This window comes from Ursidibacter sp. B-7004-1 (assembly GCF_053654055.1).
In genome coordinates this window covers 1-22,823 of record NZ_JBSIUP010000001.1, presented here as the reverse complement: position 1 = coordinate 22,823, position 22,823 = coordinate 1, and the positions used below count along the sequence as shown (strand labels likewise).

The following is a 22,823-nucleotide window of genomic DNA, read 5'->3' as shown; positions in this document are numbered from 1 at the left end:
GGTAAGAACAGTTAAAAATATTCATTACCAACCTTTTTGTCTACTATGCCTTTAATTGGCTACTGAATAATCACAAAGAAGTTTGAACCATCTCGTAAGATATTTAAGGCGATAGCTGACGGTTTTGAATCTAAAATTTTGCGAAGTTCGCCAATATTTTCAACGGCTCTGCGGTTTACACCCACAATAATATCGCCTTTTCTAAAACCACGTTGTTCAGCAATCGTGCCTTTTTCAACTTTAGTAATTTCTACACCTTTAACGCCTTTTTCATTGTAGTTGCTAAATTCAGCACCTTTTAATGCAGGAAGAAGTGTATTTGCACTGGTTTTTGTTTGCTCGTCTGATTGTAACGTTACTTTTGCTCTTTCCTCTTTACCATCACGCAAATAAGTCAGTTCAATCTCTTTACCTGCACCAGTAGTTGCTACTTTGGCTCTTAATTCTGCAAAGCTACGAATTTTTTGTCCATTTAAACCAATAATAACATCTCCCGCTTTTAATCCCGCTTTAGCAGCTGCTGAATCACTTAGCACTTCACTGATAAATGCTCCTTGCTGAGCATTTACATTAAATTCTTTGGCAAGATCAGCATTTAATTCGCCACCTTTAATACCCAGTAAGCCACGTTTCACTTCACCAAATTCTATAATCTGTTGCACAAGGTTATTTGCCATATTACTTGGAATCGCGAAAGCAATACCTGCATTTCCACCACTTGGCGAGATAATTGCAGTGTTAATACCAATAAGCTCACCTTGTAAGTTAATCAATGGACCACCTGAGTTACCTCGGTTTACTGCGGCATCCGTTTGAATATAGCTTTCATAGCCTTCATCACTATTACCTGTTGAGCGACCTAATGCAGATACAATTCCAGATGTAACAGTTTGCCCCAAACCAAATGGATTACCGATTGCAACGGTAAAATCACCTACGCGTAACTTATCAGAATCTGCAATTTTAATTTCGGTTAAGTTTTGCGGCTTTTCAATTTGTAGAAGTGCCACGTCTGAAAGTGGATCAGCTCCAATCAATTTTGCTTTAAATTCACGTCCATCTTCTAATTTAACGTTGATTTTATCTGCTTTATCAATGACGTGATTATTTGTAACCACATAGCCTTTTGCTGCATTGATAATAACTCCCGATCCTTCACCTCTAAATTGACGCTCTCCTCCACGTTCCCCGAACATATCTGGTCCAAAGAAAAATTCAAATTCTTCAGGTACATTAGAACGAGAACGTTTATTCTCGGTTTTTCCTTCAACAGCAATACTCACAACTGCAGGGCGAACTTTTTCTAACATTGGAGCAAGGCTAGGTAGTGCCTGACCATCTACTGCCGTTGGTAATGTTGCATTTGATACAGTAGGAAGAGAGAACATTCCTAATCCGAGTAATAAAGAAGCTAATAATGTTTTTTGCATTGATTTTTTCATTGATGTATTTCCTTGTTACTATTGTATGTTTACTAAAAATAGTGATTATTTGAATGTAGCCTAAGACATAAAAATTGTTAGATGGTTCTAATTTACTTATGGATAAGCTGATTTTTTACACAATCTACATTATTTACATTTAATATTTTATAGGAGGTATTACTGAATGATTGTTCAAAATGTGATCTTTGTCACATTTTTAGACAACAAGTAACATTTCTGTAATATCTTAATTTACTTTATTTACGCTACTCTCTACAATGCGTCGCCTTTTAGGCTAAATTCATTATTTATCAACATTTATTTAGGATATCTACTATGTTGTGGTTCTTATTCTGTGTTGCTGTATTAGTACTTGGTTACTTCGTATATGGCAAGATTATCGAAAAGATCTTCGTGATCAACCCGAAAAAAACAACACCTGCATATACTATGCAAGATGGTGTTGATTATATGCCAATGTCAAAAACACGTATTTGGCTAATTCAATTATTAAACATTGCTGGAACAGGTCCGATTTTTGGTCCTATCCTTGGTGCATTATATGGGCCAGTTGCAATGTTATGGATCGTACTTGGCTGTATTTTTGCTGGTGCGGTACACGACTATTTCTGTGGAATGTTAAGTGTGCGTAATGGCGGTGCTTCAATGCCAAACCTTGCGGGTAAATACTTAGGTCGCCCTGTTAAAGCATTCATCAACATTCTAGCAGTAATTTTATTATTATTGGTTGGAGTGGTATTCGTTGCGAGTCCTGCTCAATTATTAAGTACAATCACAATAGACGCATTTGGTTCTGCGGGTGGTACTTTATCATTGAATAATGCGGAAGAAATTGTAAGCACAGCTTCTGCTGCGGCAAGCGATCTAACAGTTTGGGGAATGGATAAACCAACTGTAATTGCAGTATGGACAACCATCATTTTCTGCTACTATATTTTAGCAACCTTACTCCCAATTGATAAAATTATCGGTAAGATCTACCCATTCTTCGGTGCATTATTACTGTTTATGTCGGTAGGTATGGTATATGGTTTAGTATCAAGCCATTTCAGTGCAACAGATCCAATTGAGTTCTTCCGTACTGTAAACCAAGATGGTGCAGGCTTAACTTGGGATAAATTCTTCCAAAACTTCCAAGTGAAAGGAGATGCACCAATCTGGCCATTACTCTTTTTAACTATCTCTTGTGGTGCATTATCTGGTTTCCACGCAACACAAACTCCACTAATGGCTCGTTGTGCAGAAAATGAAAAAGAAGGTCGTTTCATTTTCTATGGTGCAATGATTGCAGAAGGTGTGATTGCGTTAATCTGGTGTATGGTTGGTTTAGCATTCTATGAAAATACTCAGGCGTTACAAGATGCAATCAGTGCTGGTTCACCATCTAAAGTTGTTTATGATTCATCATTATACTTCTTAGGATTTGTAGGCGGTATTTTTGCGGTGTTAGGAGTGGTTGTATTACCAATCACATCAGGTGATACAGCATTCCGTGCTGCACGTATTATTATTGCTGAGTTCTTCCACTTAGAACAACGTACCCTTGCAAAACGTTTGTTAATTGCAGTACCACTATTTGCAATTGGTTTCATTGTGTCTAAAATTGACTTCAGTATTTTATGGCGTTACTTCACTTGGGCAAACCAAACAACAGCAATGGTAATGTTATGGACTGCGGCAGCTTACTTATACCGCTATAACAAATTCCATTGGGTATGTACAATTCCTGCTGTGTTCATTAGTGCCGTATGTTTTACTTTCTTAGCATACAATAAGATCGGTTTTGGTTTAGATTATCAATTATCGGTATATATCGGTTTAGGTTTAACAGCATTATGTTTAGTATTGTTCTTCACAATGTTAAAACCATTGGGTAAAACAGACCCAGATGCTTATGTTGATGATTCAGCAAAAGCCTAATCAACCTTAATTAAGAGCAAGAGCGAGATATTTCTCGCTCTTCTTTTTTTAAATTAGAAAAACAATGCAATTTTTTGATACCCACACCCATTTAGATTATCTTGCACAAGATCTCAATTTAAGCGTTAGCCAATTAGTAGAGAATGCGAAAAAATCCCAAGTCGAACGTATATTAGTTGTTGCAGTTTTTGCAAAAAATTTTGCAGAAGTAACCGCTTGTAGTCGAGCTGTGCCACAACATATTGTTTACGGGCTAGGATTGCACCCACTTTATATTAAGCGACATCAACGAAATGATTTAGATCTGTTAGAGCAACATTTACAACTACAAGATCCGTATTGTACGTCCATTGCAGAAATCGGGTTAGAACGTGCAGTGGCAGGAGTTTGTACAGCAGAGTTATGGCAAAAACAGTGTGAATTTTTAGAGGCTCAATTACAGCTTGCCAAGCGGTATGATTTACCCGTTAATTTACATTCTCGAAAAAGCCACGAACAACTTTATACATTCTTAAAACAAGCTAAGTTAAATAAAACAGGTGTTGTTCACGGTTTTGCAGGCAGTTACGAGCAGGCAAAACGTTTTGTCGATCTTGGCTATAAAATCGGTGTCGGCGGTACTATCACTTACCAACGAGCCAATAAAACTCGTGAAACTATCGCCAAATTGCCTTTAGATGCTTTACTGCTTGAAACAGATTCTCCCGATATGCCTGTTTTTGGTTTTCAAGGTAGCCCTAATCGCCCTGAGCGTTTAATTGTAACGTTTGACACCCTTTGTGCTTTACGTCCAGAACCACCAGAGCAAATCGCCGATGTCATTTGGCAAAATAGTGAACGTTTATTTGGCTTAGGCTCTCGCTAACGTCCAAACCTGAATATCTTTTACCCCTTTTTTGCGTAGCTCAATACAGATACTATTGAGTGTTGAGCCTGTGGTAACTACATCATCGACAATCGCAACCCGTTGATATTTTTTTAACGGTTTAAAATAGAAAGCATTTTTTAGATTTTTTCGTCTTTCCGTTGCGGTAAGTTCTCGTTGAGAACGAGTGGATTTCACTCGCTGTAAACTATGTACATCAAGGGGCAAATTTAATTTTTTAGCCACATAACGAGCCAATAATTCTGCTTGATTATAATTTCTCTGCCAATAGCGTTGCCAGAATAGTGGTACGGGAATAATAACTTCAGGTAATGTGAGCCAATGCTCCCGTTGAGCTTGTTTGATTGCCAATAGCAATAAACGCCCCAACGCTTTATCTAAATAATGTTGTTGCTGGAATTTGAAACGATGAATCCACTCTGAAAGCGGTGCTTTATAAGCAGAAATTTGCACAATACGATGCCATTTCGGCTCATTACGCAAGCAATTCCCGCAACTTAGCTGGTTTTCTAATAAATTACTGCCACAATGTCCGCAGTATGCAGAGTGAGAGAGTAAGGCATAGCATTTTGAGCAAAAACCGTGTGAACTAATGGCGAGTGAACGGTGGCAGTGAAAGCAACAAAATCCCCAATCAAACATACTGTTCTTCTCTTTTTATCTATTTTTTGTTGAACTTTATCAGAATTTGAAGGAGAAACTGTGCGAATTTTTGTGATATAGATCGAAAAAGAGTAAACTGAGCGTTCTATTTCTAGTGAGCATTTAAAGGAGAAATTATGCAGCCACTCGAAAATTCAATCAAAATAGCTTTTTTTGATATTGATGAAACTCTCTATTACAAAAAAGAGCAACGTATTCCCCAATCTATTGCTGAACAAGTTTTACCCCAATTAAGAGCTAAAGGGATTATTCCAGCTATTGCAACAGGAAGAACTTTTGGAGCTTTTCCTGATGCGATTAAACCTTTAATGAACGAAGCGGGCTTTGAATTATTTGTTACAACCAATGGACAGTATAATCTGTATAAAGGCGAAGTGATTAGCGAGTATATTTTAACCACTGAGCGTATTGAGCGAGTTTTGGCAAAATTAACGGCACTTAATATTGAATATGCCTTTGTAACAGCCGATGAAATAGCTGTGTCTAAAAATACTCCTGAAGTAGAAATATCATTACGCCCAATTAAAGCTGATTATATTGTTGATCCGAATTACTATGTAAATCACAAAGTCATTCAATTACTTGCCTTTTTCCCTGCTGAGCGTCATCAAGAGGTTATTGATGCAAATGTATTAGAAGATGATTTAAAAGAAGTTCGTTGGCATCAATATTCTGTCGATTTACTCAATAAACATCATTCTAAAGCTCGTGGTATTCAAGATGTATTAAACTATTTCGGCTTAGATATGAAAAATGCAATAGCATTTGGTGATGGTTTAAATGATTTGGAAATGCTTTCTACTGTTGGCTATGGGGTCGCAATGGGTAATGCAGAAGATGAAGTGAAAGCCCTTGCCGATTATGTAACAGATCCGATTGAGCAAGATGGAATCTTAAAAGCCTTACAAAAATTACAGGTTATTTAACTTGAAGGGGTTGCTCAATAATTTGAACAATTTATAGAATAAATTCATCTGATTAGTTCCAATCTTACATAAAGCCAAATTCAAAGCTGTGATACTTTAACGCCAAATTATCATCATTTCGAAAAGGAATACATAATGAGAATTCAGTCGTTGATTAAAGATGCTCAGCTAGGTTTGTTATTTCAGCAAGGAACATTTGGCTTAGAAAAAGAGAGCCAACGGATTGATAAACTAGGCAATATCGTTACCACTGCCCACCCTTCCGCATTTGGTAATCGATCTTATCACCCTTATATTCAAACTGATTTTGCGGAAAGTCAGCTAGAGTTAATTACCCCACCAAATAAAAGTTTAGAAGACGCACATCGTTGGCTTTCTGCCATTCACGAAGTTGTTTTGCGTTCTTTACCCGAAGATGAATTTATTTCTCCTTTAAGTATGCCTGTGGGGCTACCACCTGAAGCTGATATTCAGGAAGCACAATTTGACGATCCGAAAGATGTTCAATATCGCCAATATCTATCTAAAAGCTATGGTAAATATAAACAGATGGTAAGCGGTATTCATTATAACTATCAGATTTCAGATGAGTTTATTGAAAGCCTATTTCATTTACAAAGTGAATATCGTTCGCTCAAGGAATTTCAAAATGCGTTATATATGAAATTGGCGAATAATTTCTTACGCTATCAGTGGATTTTACTGTATCTATTGGCTGCAACGCCTATTGTTGAACCACAATATTTTATACGTAATGGTATAAATCATTCTTCTTTAAAAGAAAAACAGCTAGTACGCAGTTTGCGTTCTAGTCCTTATGGATATGTTAATGCTCCTGATATTGTGGTAAATCACGATAGCTTAAACGAGTATGTTAATTCTTTAGAGCAGTTAGTATCCAGTGGTCGTTTAATTGCTGAAAAAGAATTCTATTCTAATGTACGTCTGAGAGGCGGTAAAAAAGCTAGAGAATTGCTCGAAAATGGTGTGAAATATGCAGAGTTTCGCCTGTTTGATCTTAATCCATTTGAACCCTATGGAATTAGCTTACAAGATGCTAAGTTTATTCATCACTTCTTACTCTTTATGTTATGGATTGATGAAACAAGCGGTCAGAAAGCGGTAGAAATTGGCAAAAATAAATTATATCAAGTTGCATTAGAAGACCCTTGTGCTGAAACACAATTCCGCATTGAGGGGGAGCAGATCTTAGCAGACCTGATCACTATGCTTAAAGAAATTGGTATAAACCAAGACGAAATAGCTTATGCACAAACCAAGCTCGCCCAATTTGCTAATCCAATGGAAACGATAAATGGCAAACTTATTCAAGCTATTCAACAAGTTGGTAGTGATAAACAATTAGCCATAAAATTATCCCAATCCTATAAACAACAAGCCTTTGAACGTTTTTATGCTATTTCAGCATTTGATAATATGGAGCTTTCTACACAAGCCTTACTTTTTGATCTTATCCAACAAGGAATTCAAGTTGAGCTACTTGATGAGAATGATCAGTTTTTAGCACTTAAGTTCGGTGAACATCTCGAATATGTCAAAAATGGTAATATGACTAGTCACGATCAATATATTTCTCCTTTAATTATGGAAAATAAAGTTGTAACTAAGAAAGTGTTGGCAAAAGCTGGATTTAATGTACCGAAGAGTGTGGAGTTTACACAATTAAATCAAGCCATTGAGCATTACCCATTATTTGAAGGCAAAGCAGTAGTAATTAAACCAAAATCAACAAATTATGGTTTAGGCATCACTATATTCCAACAAGGAGTCAATGATAAAGAAGATTTCGCACAGGCTTTGGAAATTGCATTTCGTGAAGATAAAGAAGTAATGGTTGAAGACTATTTAGTAGGTACAGAATATCGATTTTTTGTATTAGGTGATCAAACATTAGCGGTACTACTGAGAGTGCCAGCAAACGTGATTGGCGATGGAATACATTCAGTACGAGAGTTAGTCGAAATCAAAAATAACGATCCTTTGCGAGGTGATGGCTCTCGCTCGCCATTAAAGAAAATTGCTTTAGGTGATATAGAATTACTTCAGTTGAAAGAGCAAGGTTTAACACCAGATTCTATTCCTGTACTGAATCAGAAAGTCCAACTTAGAGCTAATTCAAATATTAGTACTGGTGGAGATTCAATAGATATGACTGATGAAATGCACGAAAGCTATAAGCAATTAGCAGTTGGAATAGCAAAAGCAATGGGAGCAAAAGTCTGTGGTGTCGATCTGATTATTCCTGATTTAACTCGGCGAGCGGAACCAACACTAAATTCTTGGGGCGTGATTGAGGCGAATTTTAATCCAATGATGATGATGCATATTTTCCCATATCAAGGTAAGTCTAGACGTTTAACTAAACATATTATCAGAATGTTGTTTCCAGAAATCTGCGATAAAGCCAAATAAAAATATAGAAAATAGCCCCACATTTTCAATATGCGGGGTTATTTGAAAATTTATTTAGTAAGTATACGATTACACATCATAAGTCGTTGATGCGGTATTACCGCCACGTCCTGTCCAGTTAGTATGGAAGAACTCGCCACGAGGTTTGTCAGTACGCTCATAAGTATGTGCACCAAAGTAGTCACGTTGTGCTTGGAGTAAATTTGCAGGTACTCTTTCCGAAGTGTAGCCATCTAAGAAAGTAATGGCTGATGCCATACAAGGCATTGGAATACCCACTTCGATAGACTTCGCTACCACTTTACGCCAATCGCCTAAGGCGTTCTCTAAAATACCTTTGAAGTAATTGTCTGACCCTAAGAAAATTAAATCTGGGTTCGTTTCATACGCATCACGAATATTACCTAAGAAACGGCTACGAATGATACAACCTTCACGCCATAATAATGCTGTTGCACCGTAGTTGATGTCCCAGCCGAAGTTTTCAGAAGCTTCACGAATAAGCATAAAGCCTTGTGCGTAAGAGATAATTTTTGATGCTAATAATGCTTTACGCACCGCTTCGATCCACACTTTTTTATCGCCTTCTACTTTGCCAATAGTCTTATTGAACAATTTAGATGCTGCCACACGTTGATCTTTGAATGATGAAACACAACGAGCAAAGACAGATTCGGTGATTAAGGTTAATGGAATACCAAAATCTAACGCATTGATACCTGTCCATTTTCCAGTCCCTTTTTGACCCGCAGTATCTAGAATTTTCTCCACTAACGGCTCGCCATCGGCATCTTTATAGCCTAAGATATCTGTTGTAATATCAATCAGATAGCTATCAAGTTCAGTATTTTTCCATTCTGCAAAAATAGCTTGCATTTCATCATAGCTTAATCCTAAACCATCTTTTAAGAATTGGTAGGCTTCACAAATTAACTGCATATCGCCGTATTCAATACCGTTATGAACCATTTTTACAAAATGACCTGCACCTTCTTTACCCACCCAGTCACAGCAAGGCTCGCCTTTGTCAGTTTTCGCTGAAATCGCTTGGAAGATAGGTTTCACATATTGCCAAGCTTCTTCATTACCACCTGGCATAATTGAAGGCCCGTGACGAGCCCCTTCTTCACCGCCCGATACGCCTGAACCAATAAAGCGAATGCCTTTTTCCGCTAAGGCTTTTACACGACGGTTAGTATCAGGATAGTTTGAGTTACCGCCATCAATGATGATGTCGCCTTCTTCCAAATGCGGAAGCAACGCATCAATAAATTGATCTACCACATCGCCTGCACGCACCATTAACATTACTTTGCGTGGTTTCTCAAGTTTATTGGCTAGATCTTCCAACGAATAAGCCCCAATAATATTCGTGCCTTTTGCTGCACCTTCTAAAAATTCGTCCACTTTTGATGTGGTACGGTTATATGCCACGACTTTGAACCCATTGTCGTTCATATTCAGAATTAAATTCTGCCCCATTACCGCTAAACCGATAACGCCGATATCGCCTTTTACTGACATTTTTTGCTCCTGTTGGATTGTTTTGAATGGGGCTAATGTAATTAGCCCCTACGGGTCACATTTTATTTATACCGTAGGGGCAAATCACATTTGCCCCAAAGTTATATTTTATTCATATCGTAGGGGCAAATCACATTTGCCCCAAATTTACATTTCATTTATATCGTAGGGGCAAATCACATTTGCCCCAAATTTACATTTTATTTGTATCGTAGGGGCAAATCACATTTGCCCCAAATTTACATTTTATTCGTATCGTAGGGGCAAATTACATTTGCCCCAAATTTACATTTTATTCGTATCGTAGGTGCAAATCACATTTGCCCCAAATTTACATTTCATTTATATCGTAGGGGCAAATCACATTTGCCCCAAATTTACATTTCATTTATATCGTAGGGGCAAATCACATTTGCCCCAAAGTTATATTTTATTCATATCGTAGGAGCAAATTAAATTTGCCCTAAATTTACATTTTATTCGTATTGTAGGGGCAAATCACATTTGCCCTAAATTTACATTTTATTCGTATCGTATGGGCAAATCACATTTGCCCCAAATTTATATTTAATTTATATCGTAGGGGCAAATTACATTTGCCCCAAATTTACATTTCATTTATATCGTAGGGGCAAATCACATTTGCCCCAAATTTACATTTCATTTATATCGTAGGAGCAAATTAAATTTGCCCTAAATTTACATTTTATTCGTATTGTAGGGGCAAATCACATTTGCCCTAAATTTACATTTTATTCGTATTGTAGGGGCAAATCACATTTGCCCTAAATTTACATTTTATTCGTATTGTAGGGGCAAATCACATTTGCCCTATAAATTTTCCCCATAATTCACATACAGTTGATCTAATTCCCATAAAATCGGGTTGTTTTGAATATATTCATAAATATGTAAATAGGATTTCTCGTCTCTAATAATATGCTCATAATAATTACGTTGCCAAACATCAAATACATCTGTATTTTTTCTTGCCCAAGATGTTACTCCTGATTTAAAACCACGCACTATTGAACCAACTGTTTGTGATATTCCCTTAGATGTAGGTGCATCACATTGTTCCTTATCATATTTAATAATTTCAATAATACCGTGTAAATGATTTGGCATAATAACAAATGCATCTATTCTTACCTGTGGGAAAAATTCAGGAATTTTCTCCCAGCATTTTTTTACATAATTACCTAAATCATTCAGTAATATTTGTTGATCAACAATCTGTCCGAATAAACACTCTTTATTTTTACAACAAATTGTAATGAAATAAAATCCTTCGGCTCGATAATCATAATGTTTCAAGCGAATTGATTTTCGATGATGGATATCTGCATTATATCTTGTCATAAAATCGTTTATGTGTTTATGGGGCTAATGTAATTAGTCCCTATTTGGACAGTAAACTTTTTGTAATACCTGTTTCCCCGATGGCGCTCGTCTTTGACGAGTGCCTTAATTTTCAGCACTCGTTGGAAATGAGCGCTATTTTATGTTTGAGATTCAACGTTTTTGTAAAATTTCTGGAAAATCTCACCGCTTGTTACAACAACTTCGCCGCATCTTTATCTAAATACCACTCCGTTACGCCATTTTTTGCCTTAATTTTTGCGGCTGGGTAAGGTAATTGTTCTGCAGGTGTAGTTTGAATTTCTTTTAAAATTTCTGCTTTTGATCCGCCTGTTACCAAATAAGTAATACGTTTCGCTTTTTCAATAAGCTGAGCAGTTTTGGAAATGCGGATTTGCCCTGTTTCTGGGTGCTTGGCGATGACTGCCACATTCTGATCATTGAAATCCGTTTGATGTGGGAAAAGCGAAGCGGTATGTCCGTCTGTTCCCATACCTAAAATAATCCAATCAAATTCCAAATCAGGTACACAAGCGGTCAGTTCTTGCGAAAATCTTGCAAGTTCCTGCTCAACATTATTTTCACCGCGAATACGATGAATATTTTCTGCTGGGATTTGAATATGATCGAACAGTAGCTTTTGTACTTCGCCATAATTGCTTTCAGGATCTTGTGGCTCAACCATTCGATCATCACCCCACCAAAAATGCAAGTTTTGCCATTTTACTTCAGTGTTAAAGGGTGCTTGTGCTAAGATTTTGAATAGCAATTTCGGCGTGCTACCACCAGAAAGAGAGATATGCACAGGGCGATTTTGTTGGCTGTATAACACAAATTCTTGTGCGATTTTTTCTACTGCTTGTTGAGCAGTTTCGAAAATTTGGGTATTCATTGTTAATAATCCGTTGATATTATATTTGCTTGGTTTAGCTCCCCTCTTTGAAAAAGAGGGGCAGGGGGAGATTTTTTATACTTTTTTCTTCATCAAGCCACTTGGTTTACGCCAAACTTTGCCGTGTTTAGCAATTAAGCGATCTGCTTCAGAAGGACCCCAAGTACCAGATTCATATTCATAGACACGTCCATTAGCCGCTTTGTAATCTAAAATAGGCTGTACAAATTTCCAACAAGCGTGAACTGCATCCGTACGGGCAAATAGCGTTGCATCACCTTTCATTGCATCTAATAATAAACGCTCATAAGCGGTTAAAAGACTTGGCGAGGCGAGATCGGCATAGCGGAAATCCATAGAAACTTCTTTAGATTCAAAACCTGCACCAGGCTTTTTCAAACCGAAACGCATAGAGATCCCTTCATCAGGCTGAATACGGATAATCAATTTATTATCAGGGGCATTTTGACTAAACACAGGGTGTGGCGTGGTTTTAAAATGAATAACCACTTCGGTAACTCGTACTGGTAAGCGTTTACCTGTTCTCACATAGAACGGAACGCCAGCCCAACGCCAGTTATCAATTTGGCAACGTACCGCCATATAGGTTTCGGTGTTGGAATCTTCAGGCACACCTTTTTCTTGTAAGTAGCCTTTGACATCAATACTGTCAATTGTGCCTTTAGTATATTGACCCAATACCAAGTTATTTTTCAAATCTTCATCACTGAGTGGGTGTAAGCAATGTAATACTTTAGCTACTTCATCACGCATTGAATCGGCGTTGATAATTGCAGGAGGTTCCATTGCGACCATTGCTAATACTTGTAATAGGTGGTTTTGGAACATATCACGCATTGCACCTGAACCATCATAATAACCACCACGATCTTCTACCCCGATAGACTCTGCCCCTGTAATTTCAACATAGTCAATAAAATTACGGTTCCAAAGTGGCTCAAATAAACCATTGGAGAAACGTAGCACGAGTAAGTTTTGAACGGTTTCTTTACCTAAATAATGGTCAATACGGTAGATTTGATGCTCTTCAAAGAAACGATGAATTTGTACATCTAGCTCTTTGGCGGTTTTCATATCATAACCAAAAGGTTTTTCAACAATAATGCGTTTCCAACCAAACTCTTCGGTATTTAAACCGTGAGCCGCAAGACATTCAGGAATGACGGGGTATAAACTTGGTGGGGTGGAGAGATAGTAAAGGGTATTGCCACCCGTATGATATTTATCGTGAAGTTCATCTAAGCGGGGAACTAATTTTCCATAATCCAAAGCATCGGAAGTATTTAACGCTTGATAGTAAAGATGTTCGCAAAATTTATCTAACATCTCACCGCTTGATTTTTCGTGTTTGATGAGAGCTTCACGCATTTTCTGACGAAATTGAGCATCGTTCAATTCTGTGCGAGCAACACCTAATACAGAAAAACTCTCAGAAAGGCGACCAATTTTATATAGGTCATAAAGAGCAGGAATGAGTTTACGGTGAGTTAAATCGCCAGATGCACCAAAAATGACGATACAGTTGTTATCTGCTTTCATTATATGAATTGTCCTAAATAGAATTGTTAAAACTTTGTATATCTAGCCACATTTTAGTAGATACTACAAATAAATCAATTAAGATTAAAAATCGTTTGCCAATTATATTCGCCTTCACCAATCACAATAAAGTAGGGATTGATAAAATGTTGGCGTTGGTTATAGCTTAATGGAACAAATTGCAGATCAACAATTTTTCCACCTAATTCTGCAAGCAGTATTTCAGCCGCAGCGGTATCCCATTCGCCAGTATCGCCCAAGCGGATATAGCAATCTGCTTTTCCTTCCGCAACTAAGCCAGCTTTTAAGCTACTTGAGCCATATTGAATAAAGTCAATTTGGTATGCTGGTTTGACCATTTGGCGAATTTTTTCACTATTCGATGTGCCAATCGTAATACGTAAGCGGTTAGATTGAGCTAATTTTTTACTGAGTTGTAACCGAGTAAGTTGGTTTTGTTCGTTTAGATAAGCCCCATAATTTGTCATTGCATAATAGGTTTTATGTAATATAGGGGCGTGGATTACGCCAAGAACAGGGCGATGTTGTTGCACCAATGCAATAACAACGGAAAATTGATCGGTTCTATCAATAAATTGTTGCGTACCGTCTAGCGGGTCGATTAACCAATACTCTTGCCATTGAACACGTTCTTCAAGGGAGATATTACAATTTTCTTCAGAGATAATCGGAATATGTGGAGTAAGCTGTTGAAGTTGTTCGATCACAAATTGGCTAATAAAGAGATCGGCTTCGGTAACAGGGGTATGATCTGCTTTAATTTTGATTTCAACGGATTTGGCATAAAATGCTTTTAAATGCTCGCCTGCACGATGAGCAATATCTAATACGGCATCAAGTAGTTGTGGGGTAAGCTGTTGCATAGTAACTCCGTTGAGATTATTTCCTTTTATGTTGCAGATTATAAAATTTTATCCATTAGACTGCATCACTATTTTTCAGCTTTTTGTGAAATTATCATCTTAGGGAGAAAAAGGCGTAATATCACCATTGCATAAACACTACTTGGTAAAGCAAACATTAGAGCGTAAAAGAAAACAGCAAGACTATGTTCCCACGTTGAAATGGGTTCTTGTGGTGGCTCAATTGCTAGGTAAACCGAAAACAGTATTAAAGTGTAAATAAACATTAGCCCGCCAGAGAAAATCGTAATTTGCAAAATATTACGTTGATGTAACCGCTTACGATAGCAAAGCAAGGCAAAAATAAAGGCTGGGAAAGTGGCTAACAACGCAACATAGCCAAATCCTACGATTAATTCATTAAGGTTAAAACCACTGAAGAAAGGCAGAAAAAGGGAAAATATAATCTGGGTAATTAGTGGGAAGAGCCACAAAATAGCTTTATTGACCATTAAGAAATTCCTTTAATAAAAAGAGAGCAGAGAGATTACGAGCTTCAGCAAAATTTGGATCTGCAAGTAGCTTGTCAATATCTGCAAGTGGATAATGGATAATTTCAAGGGGTTCAGGTTCATCACCTTCTAAGCAAGAAGGATAGAGATCTTGTGCAACAAAAACGTGCATCAAACCATACATATGGCTTGGGCCACTATAAAGTGTCCGCAAAGGTGAAATTCTGTTTGCTCCAAAACCAATTTCTTCTTGTAGCTCACGATTTGCACTAATAATAGGTTCTTCGCCGTTATCGACAATACCTTTTGGAAAGGTTAATTCATAACGTTCAGGGCCAACAGCATATTCTCGCACTAAAATGAGTTGGTCATTATAAATAGGGAGTACCATTACAGAAGAACTGCGTTGTGGCGTTAAGCGTTCGTAGGTTCGTTCTTGCCCATTTGAAAAACGTAAATCAACAGATTGCACTTCAAAAATTCGTGTTTTGGCAATGGTAGAAATAGATAGAATTTCGGGCACTTGTTTGCTTGTCGTAAAAATCGGTGTAATTGACATAGTAATTCCTTCTCTGAATGTTGCTAACGTACCATTTTCAATAGGTTTTAGCAGATGAACGATTTTAACTCAAAAATGCGTTAATGCTCCATAATAAAATCAGATAGCGTATTGCTTTACCTACGCTGATCAAACAGACGGCTTGCCAAAAATTAAAGCGTAGCCAGCCTGCAATGCCACAAAAAAGATCGCCCACTATGGGCAACCAGCTGAAAAGTAGCACCCATACACCATATTTTTGGCTATATATTAAAGCCCACTTTACACTTGGTTTACTTTTTTCGGTTAAGTGTGGTGGTGGAATTAATCTCGCCATAAAATAGGTTGTTAAGCTCCCTAAACTATTTCCGAGTGTGGCAATAAGGAATAGCATAGCGATTTTATGCGAGAAAATTGAGGCTTCGCTCATCACCAGTTGAGAGACAAATGTGGTAAAGGTAATTTCAGAATTACCAGGTAAAATCGTAGCACTCAAAAAGGCACTCACAAACATAATCAATAGTTGATTTTGTGTTGAGCTAAAAATTCCAAAGAAAGAAATGAGATAATCAAGCATAAATTGTAAGTTTTTTGTAAAATTTCTGTTTTTATTGTGTATTTGATTATTTTATGTTCTTGTTAAAAGTTGACGTGGATCAACAAATCATTCTACTTTATTTACTTTATTTGTGAAATTTATTTGAGTAATTAAGTAACAGGTCTATAATTCTCAACAATTCTTATAAGTTTTCAACTTTTAGTTTAAGGATAGCGATGTTTTCACCAGCTGAAATGGCTAAGATTGCTGAAGATGGTGCAGTATATAAAGCCACAAAAAATCAATTTTACTCTTTTCTTTCTGCAATTACTGCGGGTGCATATATTTCAATAGCTTTCGTTTTTTACGCAACCACTCAAGTGGGAGCAGGCGAATTACCTTGGGGTGTCGCTAAACTCATCGGCGGTGTTGTTTTCTCTCTTGGTATCATAATGTGTGTCGTTTTTGGTGCAGAGTTATTCACCTCTTCAACAATGACTGCTATCGCTAAAGCAAGTAACCGTATTACCCTTTTCCAAATGTTAAGGAACTGGTTGGTTGTGTATGTGGGGAACTTTTTCGGGGCAATCTTTATCGTATTATTAGTTTGGTTTAGCGGTGAAATTATGGCTGCCAATGGACAATGGGGGCTAACCATTCTAAAAACGGCTCAACATAAAATTCATCATACTTGGGTAGAAGCCTTTAGTCTTGGTATTTTCTGTAATTTAATGGTATGTATTGCAGTTTGGATGGCTTATGCTGGTAAGAGTTTGACGGATAAAGCCTTTATTATGATTTTACCGATTGCAATGTTTGTCGCATCAGGCTTTGAACACTGTGTGGCAAATATGTTTATGGTACCAATGGGGGTGTTAATTCATAGTTTTGCAAGCCCTGAATTTTGGACGGCTATCGGCATTGATCCAGCTCAATATGCTGATTTAACGATGGCGAATTTTGTGGTGAAAAATTTAGTTCCTGCCACCTTGGGGAATATTGTCGGTGGGGCGTTTTTTATCGGTTTAGTGCAGTGGTTTTTGCATTTAAGAAAACATTAAAAAACTAAAATTTCGTAAGCGGTTCCTTTTTGCAGAAGTTTTACAAAATTACACCGCTTGTATCTAAATTCAATTAACTATTAGAGGACTTAAAATGGCTCAATTAACAGAAGCACAATTAAAGGCTTGGGAAGGTTTTGCTCCAGGCGAATGGCAAACAGAAGTTAATGTGCGTGATTTTATTCAAAAAAACTACACGCCTTATGAGGGTGATGAGTCTTTCCTTGCAGATGTTACTGAAGCAACAACAACGCTTTGGACGGACGTAATGGAAAAAATTAAAGTGGAAAATAAAACCCACGAACCGTATGACATTGATTGCGATACTCCATCAACCATTACTTCTCACGCACCAGGCTATATTAACAAAGATTTAGAAAAAATCGTTGGTTTACAAACTGATGCTCCATTAAAACGTGCAATTATGCCGTTTGGTGGGATCAATATGGTGAAAGGTTCTTGTAAAGTTTACCGTCGTGAATTAAAACCAGAAGTTGAACAAATCTTTACTGAATACCGTAAAACCCACAACCAAGGCGTATTTGATGTATATACACCAGATATTTTACGTTGCCGTAAATCAGGTGTTATTACAGGTTTACCAGACGCTTATGGTCGTGGTCGTATCATTGGTGATTACCGCCGTATGGCACTTTACGGTGCAGACTTCTTAATGAAAGATAAAGTGAAACAATTCACTTCTTTACAAGAAAAATTAGAACGTGGCGAAGATATTCAAGCAACAATTCAATTACGTGAAGAAATTGCAGAACAACATCGTGCATTAGGTAAAATGAAAGAAATGGCTGCATCTTACGGCTATGATATTTCAAACCCAGCAACCAATGCACAAGAAGCAGTACAATGGACATACTTTGCTTATCTTGCAGCTGTGAAATCACAAAACGGTGCTGCGATGTCTTTCGGTCGTGTATCGACTTTCTTAGATATCTTCATTGAGCGTGATTTACAAGCGGGTAAAATTACCGAGCAAGAAGCACAAGAGTTGATCGACCACTTAGTAATGAAACTTCGTATGGTTCGTTTCTTACGTACCCCAGAATACGATCAATTATTCTCAGGCGACCCAATGTGGGCAACAGAAACTTTAGCTGGTATGGGCTTAGATGGTCGTACACTTGTAACAAAAAACAGTTTCCGTATCTTACACACCCTTTACACAATGGGACCATCACCAGAGCCGAACTTAACAATTCTTTGGTCTGAAAGTTTACCAGACGGCTTTAAACGTTATGCAGCAAAAGTATCTATTGATACCTCATCTGTACAATATGAAAATGACGATTTAATGCGTCCAGATTTCCAAAACGATGACTATGCGATTGCGTGCTGTGTAAGCCCAATGATCGTAGGTAAAATGATGCAGTTCTTCGGTGCTCGTGCAAACTTAGCGAAAACCTTACTATACGCAATCAATGGTGGTGTGGACGAGAAATCAGGCGACCAAGTTGGACCGAAAACAGAAGCGATCACTAGCGAATACTTAGATTACGATGATGTAATGACTCGCTTAGACAGCTTTATGGATTGGTTAGCGAAACAGTATGTAACTGCATTAAATATCATTCACTTTATGCACGACAAATACGCTTATGAAGCAGCACTAATGGCTCTTCACGATCGTGATGTATTCCGTACAATGGCGTGTGGTATTGCAGGTCTTTCTGTGGCAGCTGACTCACTTTCAGCAATTAAATATGCAAAAGTAAAACCAGTTCGTACTGATATTGAAATCAAAAATAAAGCGGGCGAAGTGATTGGCGTAGCGAAAAATGTTGCGACAGACTTTGAAATCGAAGGTGAATATCCACAATTCGGTAATAACGATAACCGCGTAGATGATATTGCTTGTGACTTAGTTGAACGCTTTATGAAGAAAATTCAAAAACTAGGTACATACCGCAATGCAACCCCAACTCAGTCAGTATTAACCATTACTTCAAACGTAGTTTACGGTAAGAAAACAGGTAATACGCCAGATGGTCGTCGCGCAGGTGCTCCATTCGGACCGGGTGCAAACCCAATGCACGGACGTGACCAAAAAGGTGCGGTAGCATCATTAACATCAGTTGCGAAATTACCGTTTGCCTTTGCGAAAGATGGTATTTCTTACACCTTCTCAATCGTACCAAATGCATTAGGTAAAGATTACGAAGCACAAAAACGCAACCTTGCAGGCTTAATGGATGGTTACTTCCACCACGAAGCAAGCATTGAAGGCGGTCAGCACTTAAACGTGAACGTAATGAACCGCGAAATGCTATTAGATGCGATGGAAAACCCAGAGAAATATCCACAATTAACCATTCGTGTTTCAGGTTACGCAGTACGTTTTAACTCTTTAACCAAAGAGCAACAACAAGACGTAATTACTCGTACTTTCACACAGGCGATGTAATAAGCTAATCTGAGTTGAAATTGGTAAAAATTTCAATAAAACCTACCGCTTGTCGTAAGGCAAGCGGTATAATTTTATCTAAGTTTTACCAATGCTACGATTAGCAATACACTTAAAAGGAGATAGTGTGTACGATAACTTTTCAGCAGAACTAGAATGGGCAACGCTCAATATGCCACGCACCAAAGCAGCAGTAGAGGCTTTGCCTGATCTTTCTCACGTCCGTTTAGCGTGCAATATGCACCTAGATTTAAAAATGGCACCGCTTGTCAAAGGCTTATTAGATAAAGGGGCAAAAATATTTTTAACCACTTGCAACCCAACAACTGTACAAGATGATGTTGTCGCCTATTTAATGAACTGTGGTGCAGAAGCAAAAGCGTGGCGTAATATGAGCCATCAAGAGTGGCACGAAAGTTTTCTAACAGCGATTGATTGGAACCCAACCCATTTATGTGAAATGGGCTCGGATTTAACTGCATTGATTCATCAAAATAATGTAGAAACAAATGTAAAAGCTGGCTTAGAAGCAACAGGTTCTGGCATCAATCGTTTAAATGGATTAACCCCAAATTACCCTATTTTCAACTGGGACGATTTACCCGTAAAAGAAGGGCTACACAATCGCCATATGGTTGGTTTAACCGCGTGGCACACCTTTTTTGAAACGACACATTTAACTTTACACGAAAAAACAGTTGTCGTGATTGGTTATGGTTTGGTTGGGCAAGGTGTTGCTGCATCTGCCAAAGCTTATGGTGGAAAAGTGATTGTGGCAGAAATTGATAAAGCCCGAGCATTGCAAGCTGAATATGATGGCTGGCAAGTAATGTCCTTATCTGAAGCGGTGAAAATAGCCGATGTGATTGCGACAGCAACAGGGGCAAAAAATGTGCTATCACAGCATTTATTGCAGCAAGTCAAATCAGGTGTATTTATTTTAAATGTTGGACACGTTGCGGAAGAAATTGATGTAGAATTTCTCAAAAAATACCCGATGAATGAGCCTATGCCGTATATTAACGCTTACTCATTAGATGGAAGAACTATTTATTTACTTGCCGATGGCTCAATGTTTAACTTAACTGCTGGCTATGGCGACAGCTTAAATGCCTTTGATGTCACTCTTGCAGTAATGGCGAGTGGCATTGGGCATATTGTGGGTGAAGGGCAGAAAGCTGCAAAAGATGTTTATCTACTTCCCCAATCTGTTTGGCAAAAAGTGTTATAAAACAGACCGCTTGTAAGCAGAGTTGAAGCGATATTGGTATACACCAATATCGCTTTTGTGTTTTAGGTGATATGAAGATAAAGAATATAGAAAAATCGGATATTTATTGTTCATTTGTTTTTTTTTGTACAATCTGAGGGGTTAAACACGCTTTTATCTACTCTTAATTATCGTTAGGAAATCTTATGAATCGTATCTTTAAAGTTATTAAAAATGCCTGTGGACAGTATGTTGTTGCTTCTGAATTTGCTAAGCAGTCAGGTAAAAATAAAGCCTTAAAATTACTGTTACCGTTAGCTACTTTTTCAACTATGGCTGGTGCTTCGATGGAATCGAATGAACTCATTATTCGTGATGAACAGGTTGTAGCTACTTCAAGTGGAGAAAATTCTGAATTTCTCAACATTGAATTAGTCAGTGGTAGAGGAGTTTTAGTCTTACCTGATCAATCCATCGATAATGGCGAGAGTAATGGGAGGGAAGAAGGTCATTTTAATCCAGAACATAATGATTTTCGAGCAAGAATTAGTTTCGGTGAACAAGGTGGAAAATTAGATCTGAATGGTAAAAATGCAGGTGTATTTTATAGTAGAGATGAAGGGACTAATATAGTTAATCATAATCCACATAAAACATCTACCTTATACTTCTCTGGCTGGATGAAGGGATTAGTTGGTAGTCGGGGTTACTCCGTATGTAGTTATGATGAGAACCCAATCATATCTGTTAGATATTTTGATAAGTTGTGCAATTCATTTAATACATCAATATCAGTAGCAACTGCTCTGAGAGATGATAATAGAGATGAACTTAAATTGTTAATGAAAGATGCTGAAAGCCTATCAAGGAAAGGTATTCCGAGTTGGTGGGGGATTGGCGGAGAAAATGTAGATTTATATAGATCACAATTTACTCTAAATGATGGACAAGTGTTAAATGGTAAATTGAATATTGGTACTGGTAATTCATTATTCTCTGGTGGTTTACATTTAAACGGTAATTTAAATATCAATGGGGAGAAAGCCGTATTTTCGGGGCATCGAATTGAATCGGAAGAAGGAGTTGATAACTGGCTAACACGAGATTTTATTGTAAAAGCTATAGAAGTAAAAAATCACGGTGTTGCGGAAATTGGACGTAATGTCGGTGCATTTTTGGTAGAAAAAATAGAACTTGGGACGAATACAACCTTAAATTTAGGGGTAAATAGTGAACGCCGCGAGGTTTGTTATGGTAATGATTCGAGTGAAAATAACAATGCTTGCACTGTTCATACCTTAGATGCTCATAGTTATGAAAAACTTCCGCAAACCTATGTTTATGTAGATGGAGGGATTAAAGCATTTAGAGAGAGTTATATAGACACTACAAAATATCCCGATAGAGGTGCTAGTATCAATGTTGGTAAAGCCTTTTTATATGGTCATATAGGAGGACCTGTAGGAACTGTGTTTTATTATAATATTAATGAACAATTCGATGGTAGTGATACAAATGATAGAAGATACTACACTATTCCTAATGTAACACTCTCAAAAGATGCTATTTGGCAGCTAGCTTATGTATATAATCACTTTGGATCAAATTCTGAAAGTGATGGAGTCAGCTATGTTAATAGATTACACTTGGAACAAGGCTCAAAGATTTATTTAAATTCAGAAAATGAGTTTAATAAGTTTAATAAACTTGTTGTAGGGTCTTTATCTGGTAATGGCTTTTTCCGCTTTAACACCAATTTAGCAAAATTAGTGGGTAACTTGGTGGAAGTAACATATGCTGCGGGTTCTCATACTATCTCTATTTTAGATTCGGGTGAGGAAATCAAAAGAGAAAATGCGGAAACATTAAAATTATTTGATATTAAAGGCAACAATTCAGCTACATTCAAATTAGAAAAAGGTTATGTAGATGCTGGAGCATTCCGCTACTATTTGAATAACTTAAAAAATTTAGTACAACTGGACACATCAGAAGAAGCTAAAAATCAAGCTGATGCTGATCTGAATAAGGCTCAAGAAGAAGCAGAGCGTCAACGTCAGGCAGAGGAAGA

At 37.5% G+C, this 22,823-nt stretch carries 18 protein-coding genes; 8 read left to right on the top strand and 10 right to left on the bottom strand.

Annotation, left to right across the window (positions count from 1 at the left end):
• Positions 1–59: 59 nt before the first annotated feature.
• Positions 60–1,442: a Do family serine endopeptidase gene (locus tag ACWIW0_RS00090; RefSeq protein ID WP_454451693.1), complete on the bottom strand. Its 1,383-nt coding sequence runs from the start codon at positions 1,440–1,442 to the stop codon at positions 60–62.
• A gap of 318 nt (positions 1,443–1,760) precedes the next feature.
• On the opposite strand from ACWIW0_RS00090, the gene ACWIW0_RS00085 reads away from it, so the two are divergent.
• Together ACWIW0_RS00085 and ACWIW0_RS00080 are read left to right on the top strand one after the other, a co-directional pair.
• Positions 1,761–3,365, top strand: coding sequence for a carbon starvation CstA family protein (locus tag ACWIW0_RS00085; protein WP_454451692.1), 1,605 nt, complete (start codon positions 1,761–1,763; stop codon positions 3,363–3,365).
• A gap of 64 nt (positions 3,366–3,429) precedes the next feature.
• Entirely contained in the window at positions 3,430–4,230 is an 801-nt protein-coding gene (locus ACWIW0_RS00080) for a TatD family hydrolase (RefSeq protein ID WP_454451691.1), read from the top strand.
• Here the strand turns inward: ACWIW0_RS00080 and ACWIW0_RS00075 are convergent.
• Positions 4,216–4,893, bottom strand: a complete 678-nt coding sequence (locus ACWIW0_RS00075) for a phosphoribosyltransferase family protein (protein WP_454451690.1) — start codon at positions 4,891–4,893, stop codon at positions 4,216–4,218. The two genes, ACWIW0_RS00080 and ACWIW0_RS00075, sit on opposite strands and share 15 nt — an antisense overlap.
• Positions 4,894–5,030: 137 nt before the next feature.
• Here ACWIW0_RS00075 and ACWIW0_RS00070 point away from each other — a divergent pair, with 137 nt between their 5' ends.
• Together ACWIW0_RS00070 and gshAB are read left to right on the top strand one after the other, a co-directional pair.
• Positions 5,031–5,840, top strand: a complete 810-nt coding sequence (locus ACWIW0_RS00070) for a Cof-type HAD-IIB family hydrolase (protein ID WP_454451689.1) — start codon at positions 5,031–5,033, stop codon at positions 5,838–5,840.
• A 135-nt stretch (positions 5,841–5,975) separates the two neighbouring features.
• Entirely contained in the window at positions 5,976–8,273 is a 2,298-nt protein-coding gene (gene gshAB, locus ACWIW0_RS00065; RefSeq protein WP_454451688.1) for a bifunctional glutamate--cysteine ligase GshA/glutathione synthetase GshB, read from the top strand.
• Between the two features lie 69 nt (positions 8,274–8,342).
• On the opposite strand, the gene gnd is transcribed toward gshAB, so the two are convergent.
• The 8 genes from gnd to ACWIW0_RS00025 all read right to left on the bottom strand — a co-directional run bounded on the left by gnd (position 8,343) and on the right by ACWIW0_RS00025 (position 16,101).
• On the bottom strand, positions 8,343–9,797 hold the full coding sequence (gnd, locus tag ACWIW0_RS00060) for a decarboxylating NADP(+)-dependent phosphogluconate dehydrogenase (RefSeq protein WP_454451687.1): 1,455 nt from the start codon (positions 9,795–9,797) through the stop codon (positions 8,343–8,345).
• An 831-nt stretch (positions 9,798–10,628) separates the two neighbouring features.
• Positions 10,629–11,159, bottom strand: a complete 531-nt coding sequence (locus ACWIW0_RS00055) for a transposase (RefSeq protein ID WP_454451686.1) — start codon at positions 11,157–11,159, stop codon at positions 10,629–10,631.
• A 193-nt stretch (positions 11,160–11,352) separates the two neighbouring features.
• Entirely contained in the window at positions 11,353–12,051 is a 699-nt protein-coding gene (gene pgl, locus ACWIW0_RS00050; RefSeq protein ID WP_454451685.1) for a 6-phosphogluconolactonase, read from the bottom strand.
• A 75-nt stretch (positions 12,052–12,126) separates the two neighbouring features.
• Positions 12,127–13,611 carry a glucose-6-phosphate dehydrogenase gene (gene zwf / locus ACWIW0_RS00045; protein WP_454451684.1) on the bottom strand — a complete coding sequence of 495 codons (1,485 nt, stop codon included), beginning with the start codon at positions 13,609–13,611 and terminating at the stop codon, positions 12,127–12,129.
• 74 nt (positions 13,612–13,685) lie between these two features.
• Positions 13,686–14,495, bottom strand: coding sequence for a 3'(2'),5'-bisphosphate nucleotidase CysQ (gene cysQ / locus ACWIW0_RS00040; protein WP_454446249.1), 810 nt, complete (start codon positions 14,493–14,495; stop codon positions 13,686–13,688).
• 68 nt (positions 14,496–14,563) lie between these two features.
• Positions 14,564–14,986, bottom strand: coding sequence for a hypothetical protein (locus tag ACWIW0_RS00035; protein WP_454451683.1), 423 nt, complete (start codon positions 14,984–14,986; stop codon positions 14,564–14,566).
• Positions 14,976–15,545 (bottom strand): ADP compounds hydrolase NudE, encoded by a 570-nt coding sequence (gene nudE, locus ACWIW0_RS00030; RefSeq protein ID WP_454451682.1) that lies wholly within the window; start codon positions 15,543–15,545, stop codon positions 14,976–14,978. The genes ACWIW0_RS00035 and nudE overlap by 11 nt, the downstream gene beginning before the upstream one ends.
• A 64-nt stretch (positions 15,546–15,609) precedes the next feature.
• Positions 15,610–16,101 (bottom strand): YqaA family protein, encoded by a 492-nt coding sequence (locus tag ACWIW0_RS00025; RefSeq protein WP_454451681.1) that lies wholly within the window; start codon positions 16,099–16,101, stop codon positions 15,610–15,612.
• Positions 16,102–16,298: 197 nt separating this feature from the next.
• Between ACWIW0_RS00025 and focA the strand changes: the two genes are divergently transcribed.
• From focA to ACWIW0_RS00005, 4 genes are all read left to right on the top strand, one after another.
• Entirely contained in the window at positions 16,299–17,123 is an 825-nt protein-coding gene (gene focA, locus ACWIW0_RS00020; RefSeq protein WP_454451680.1) for a formate transporter FocA, read from the top strand.
• Positions 17,124–17,217: 94 nt separating this feature from the next.
• On the top strand, positions 17,218–19,542 hold the full coding sequence (pflB, locus tag ACWIW0_RS00015; RefSeq protein ID WP_157395095.1) for a formate C-acetyltransferase: 2,325 nt from the start codon (positions 17,218–17,220) through the stop codon (positions 19,540–19,542).
• A gap of 127 nt (positions 19,543–19,669) precedes the next feature.
• Positions 19,670–20,773, top strand: coding sequence for an adenosylhomocysteinase (locus ACWIW0_RS00010; protein WP_454451679.1), 1,104 nt, complete (start codon positions 19,670–19,672; stop codon positions 20,771–20,773).
• Positions 20,774–20,958: 185 nt separating this feature from the next.
• Positions 20,959–22,823, top strand: a 1,865-nt coding sequence (locus tag ACWIW0_RS00005) for a pertactin-like passenger domain-containing protein (protein WP_454451678.1), incomplete at its 3' end; no start/stop codon positions are given.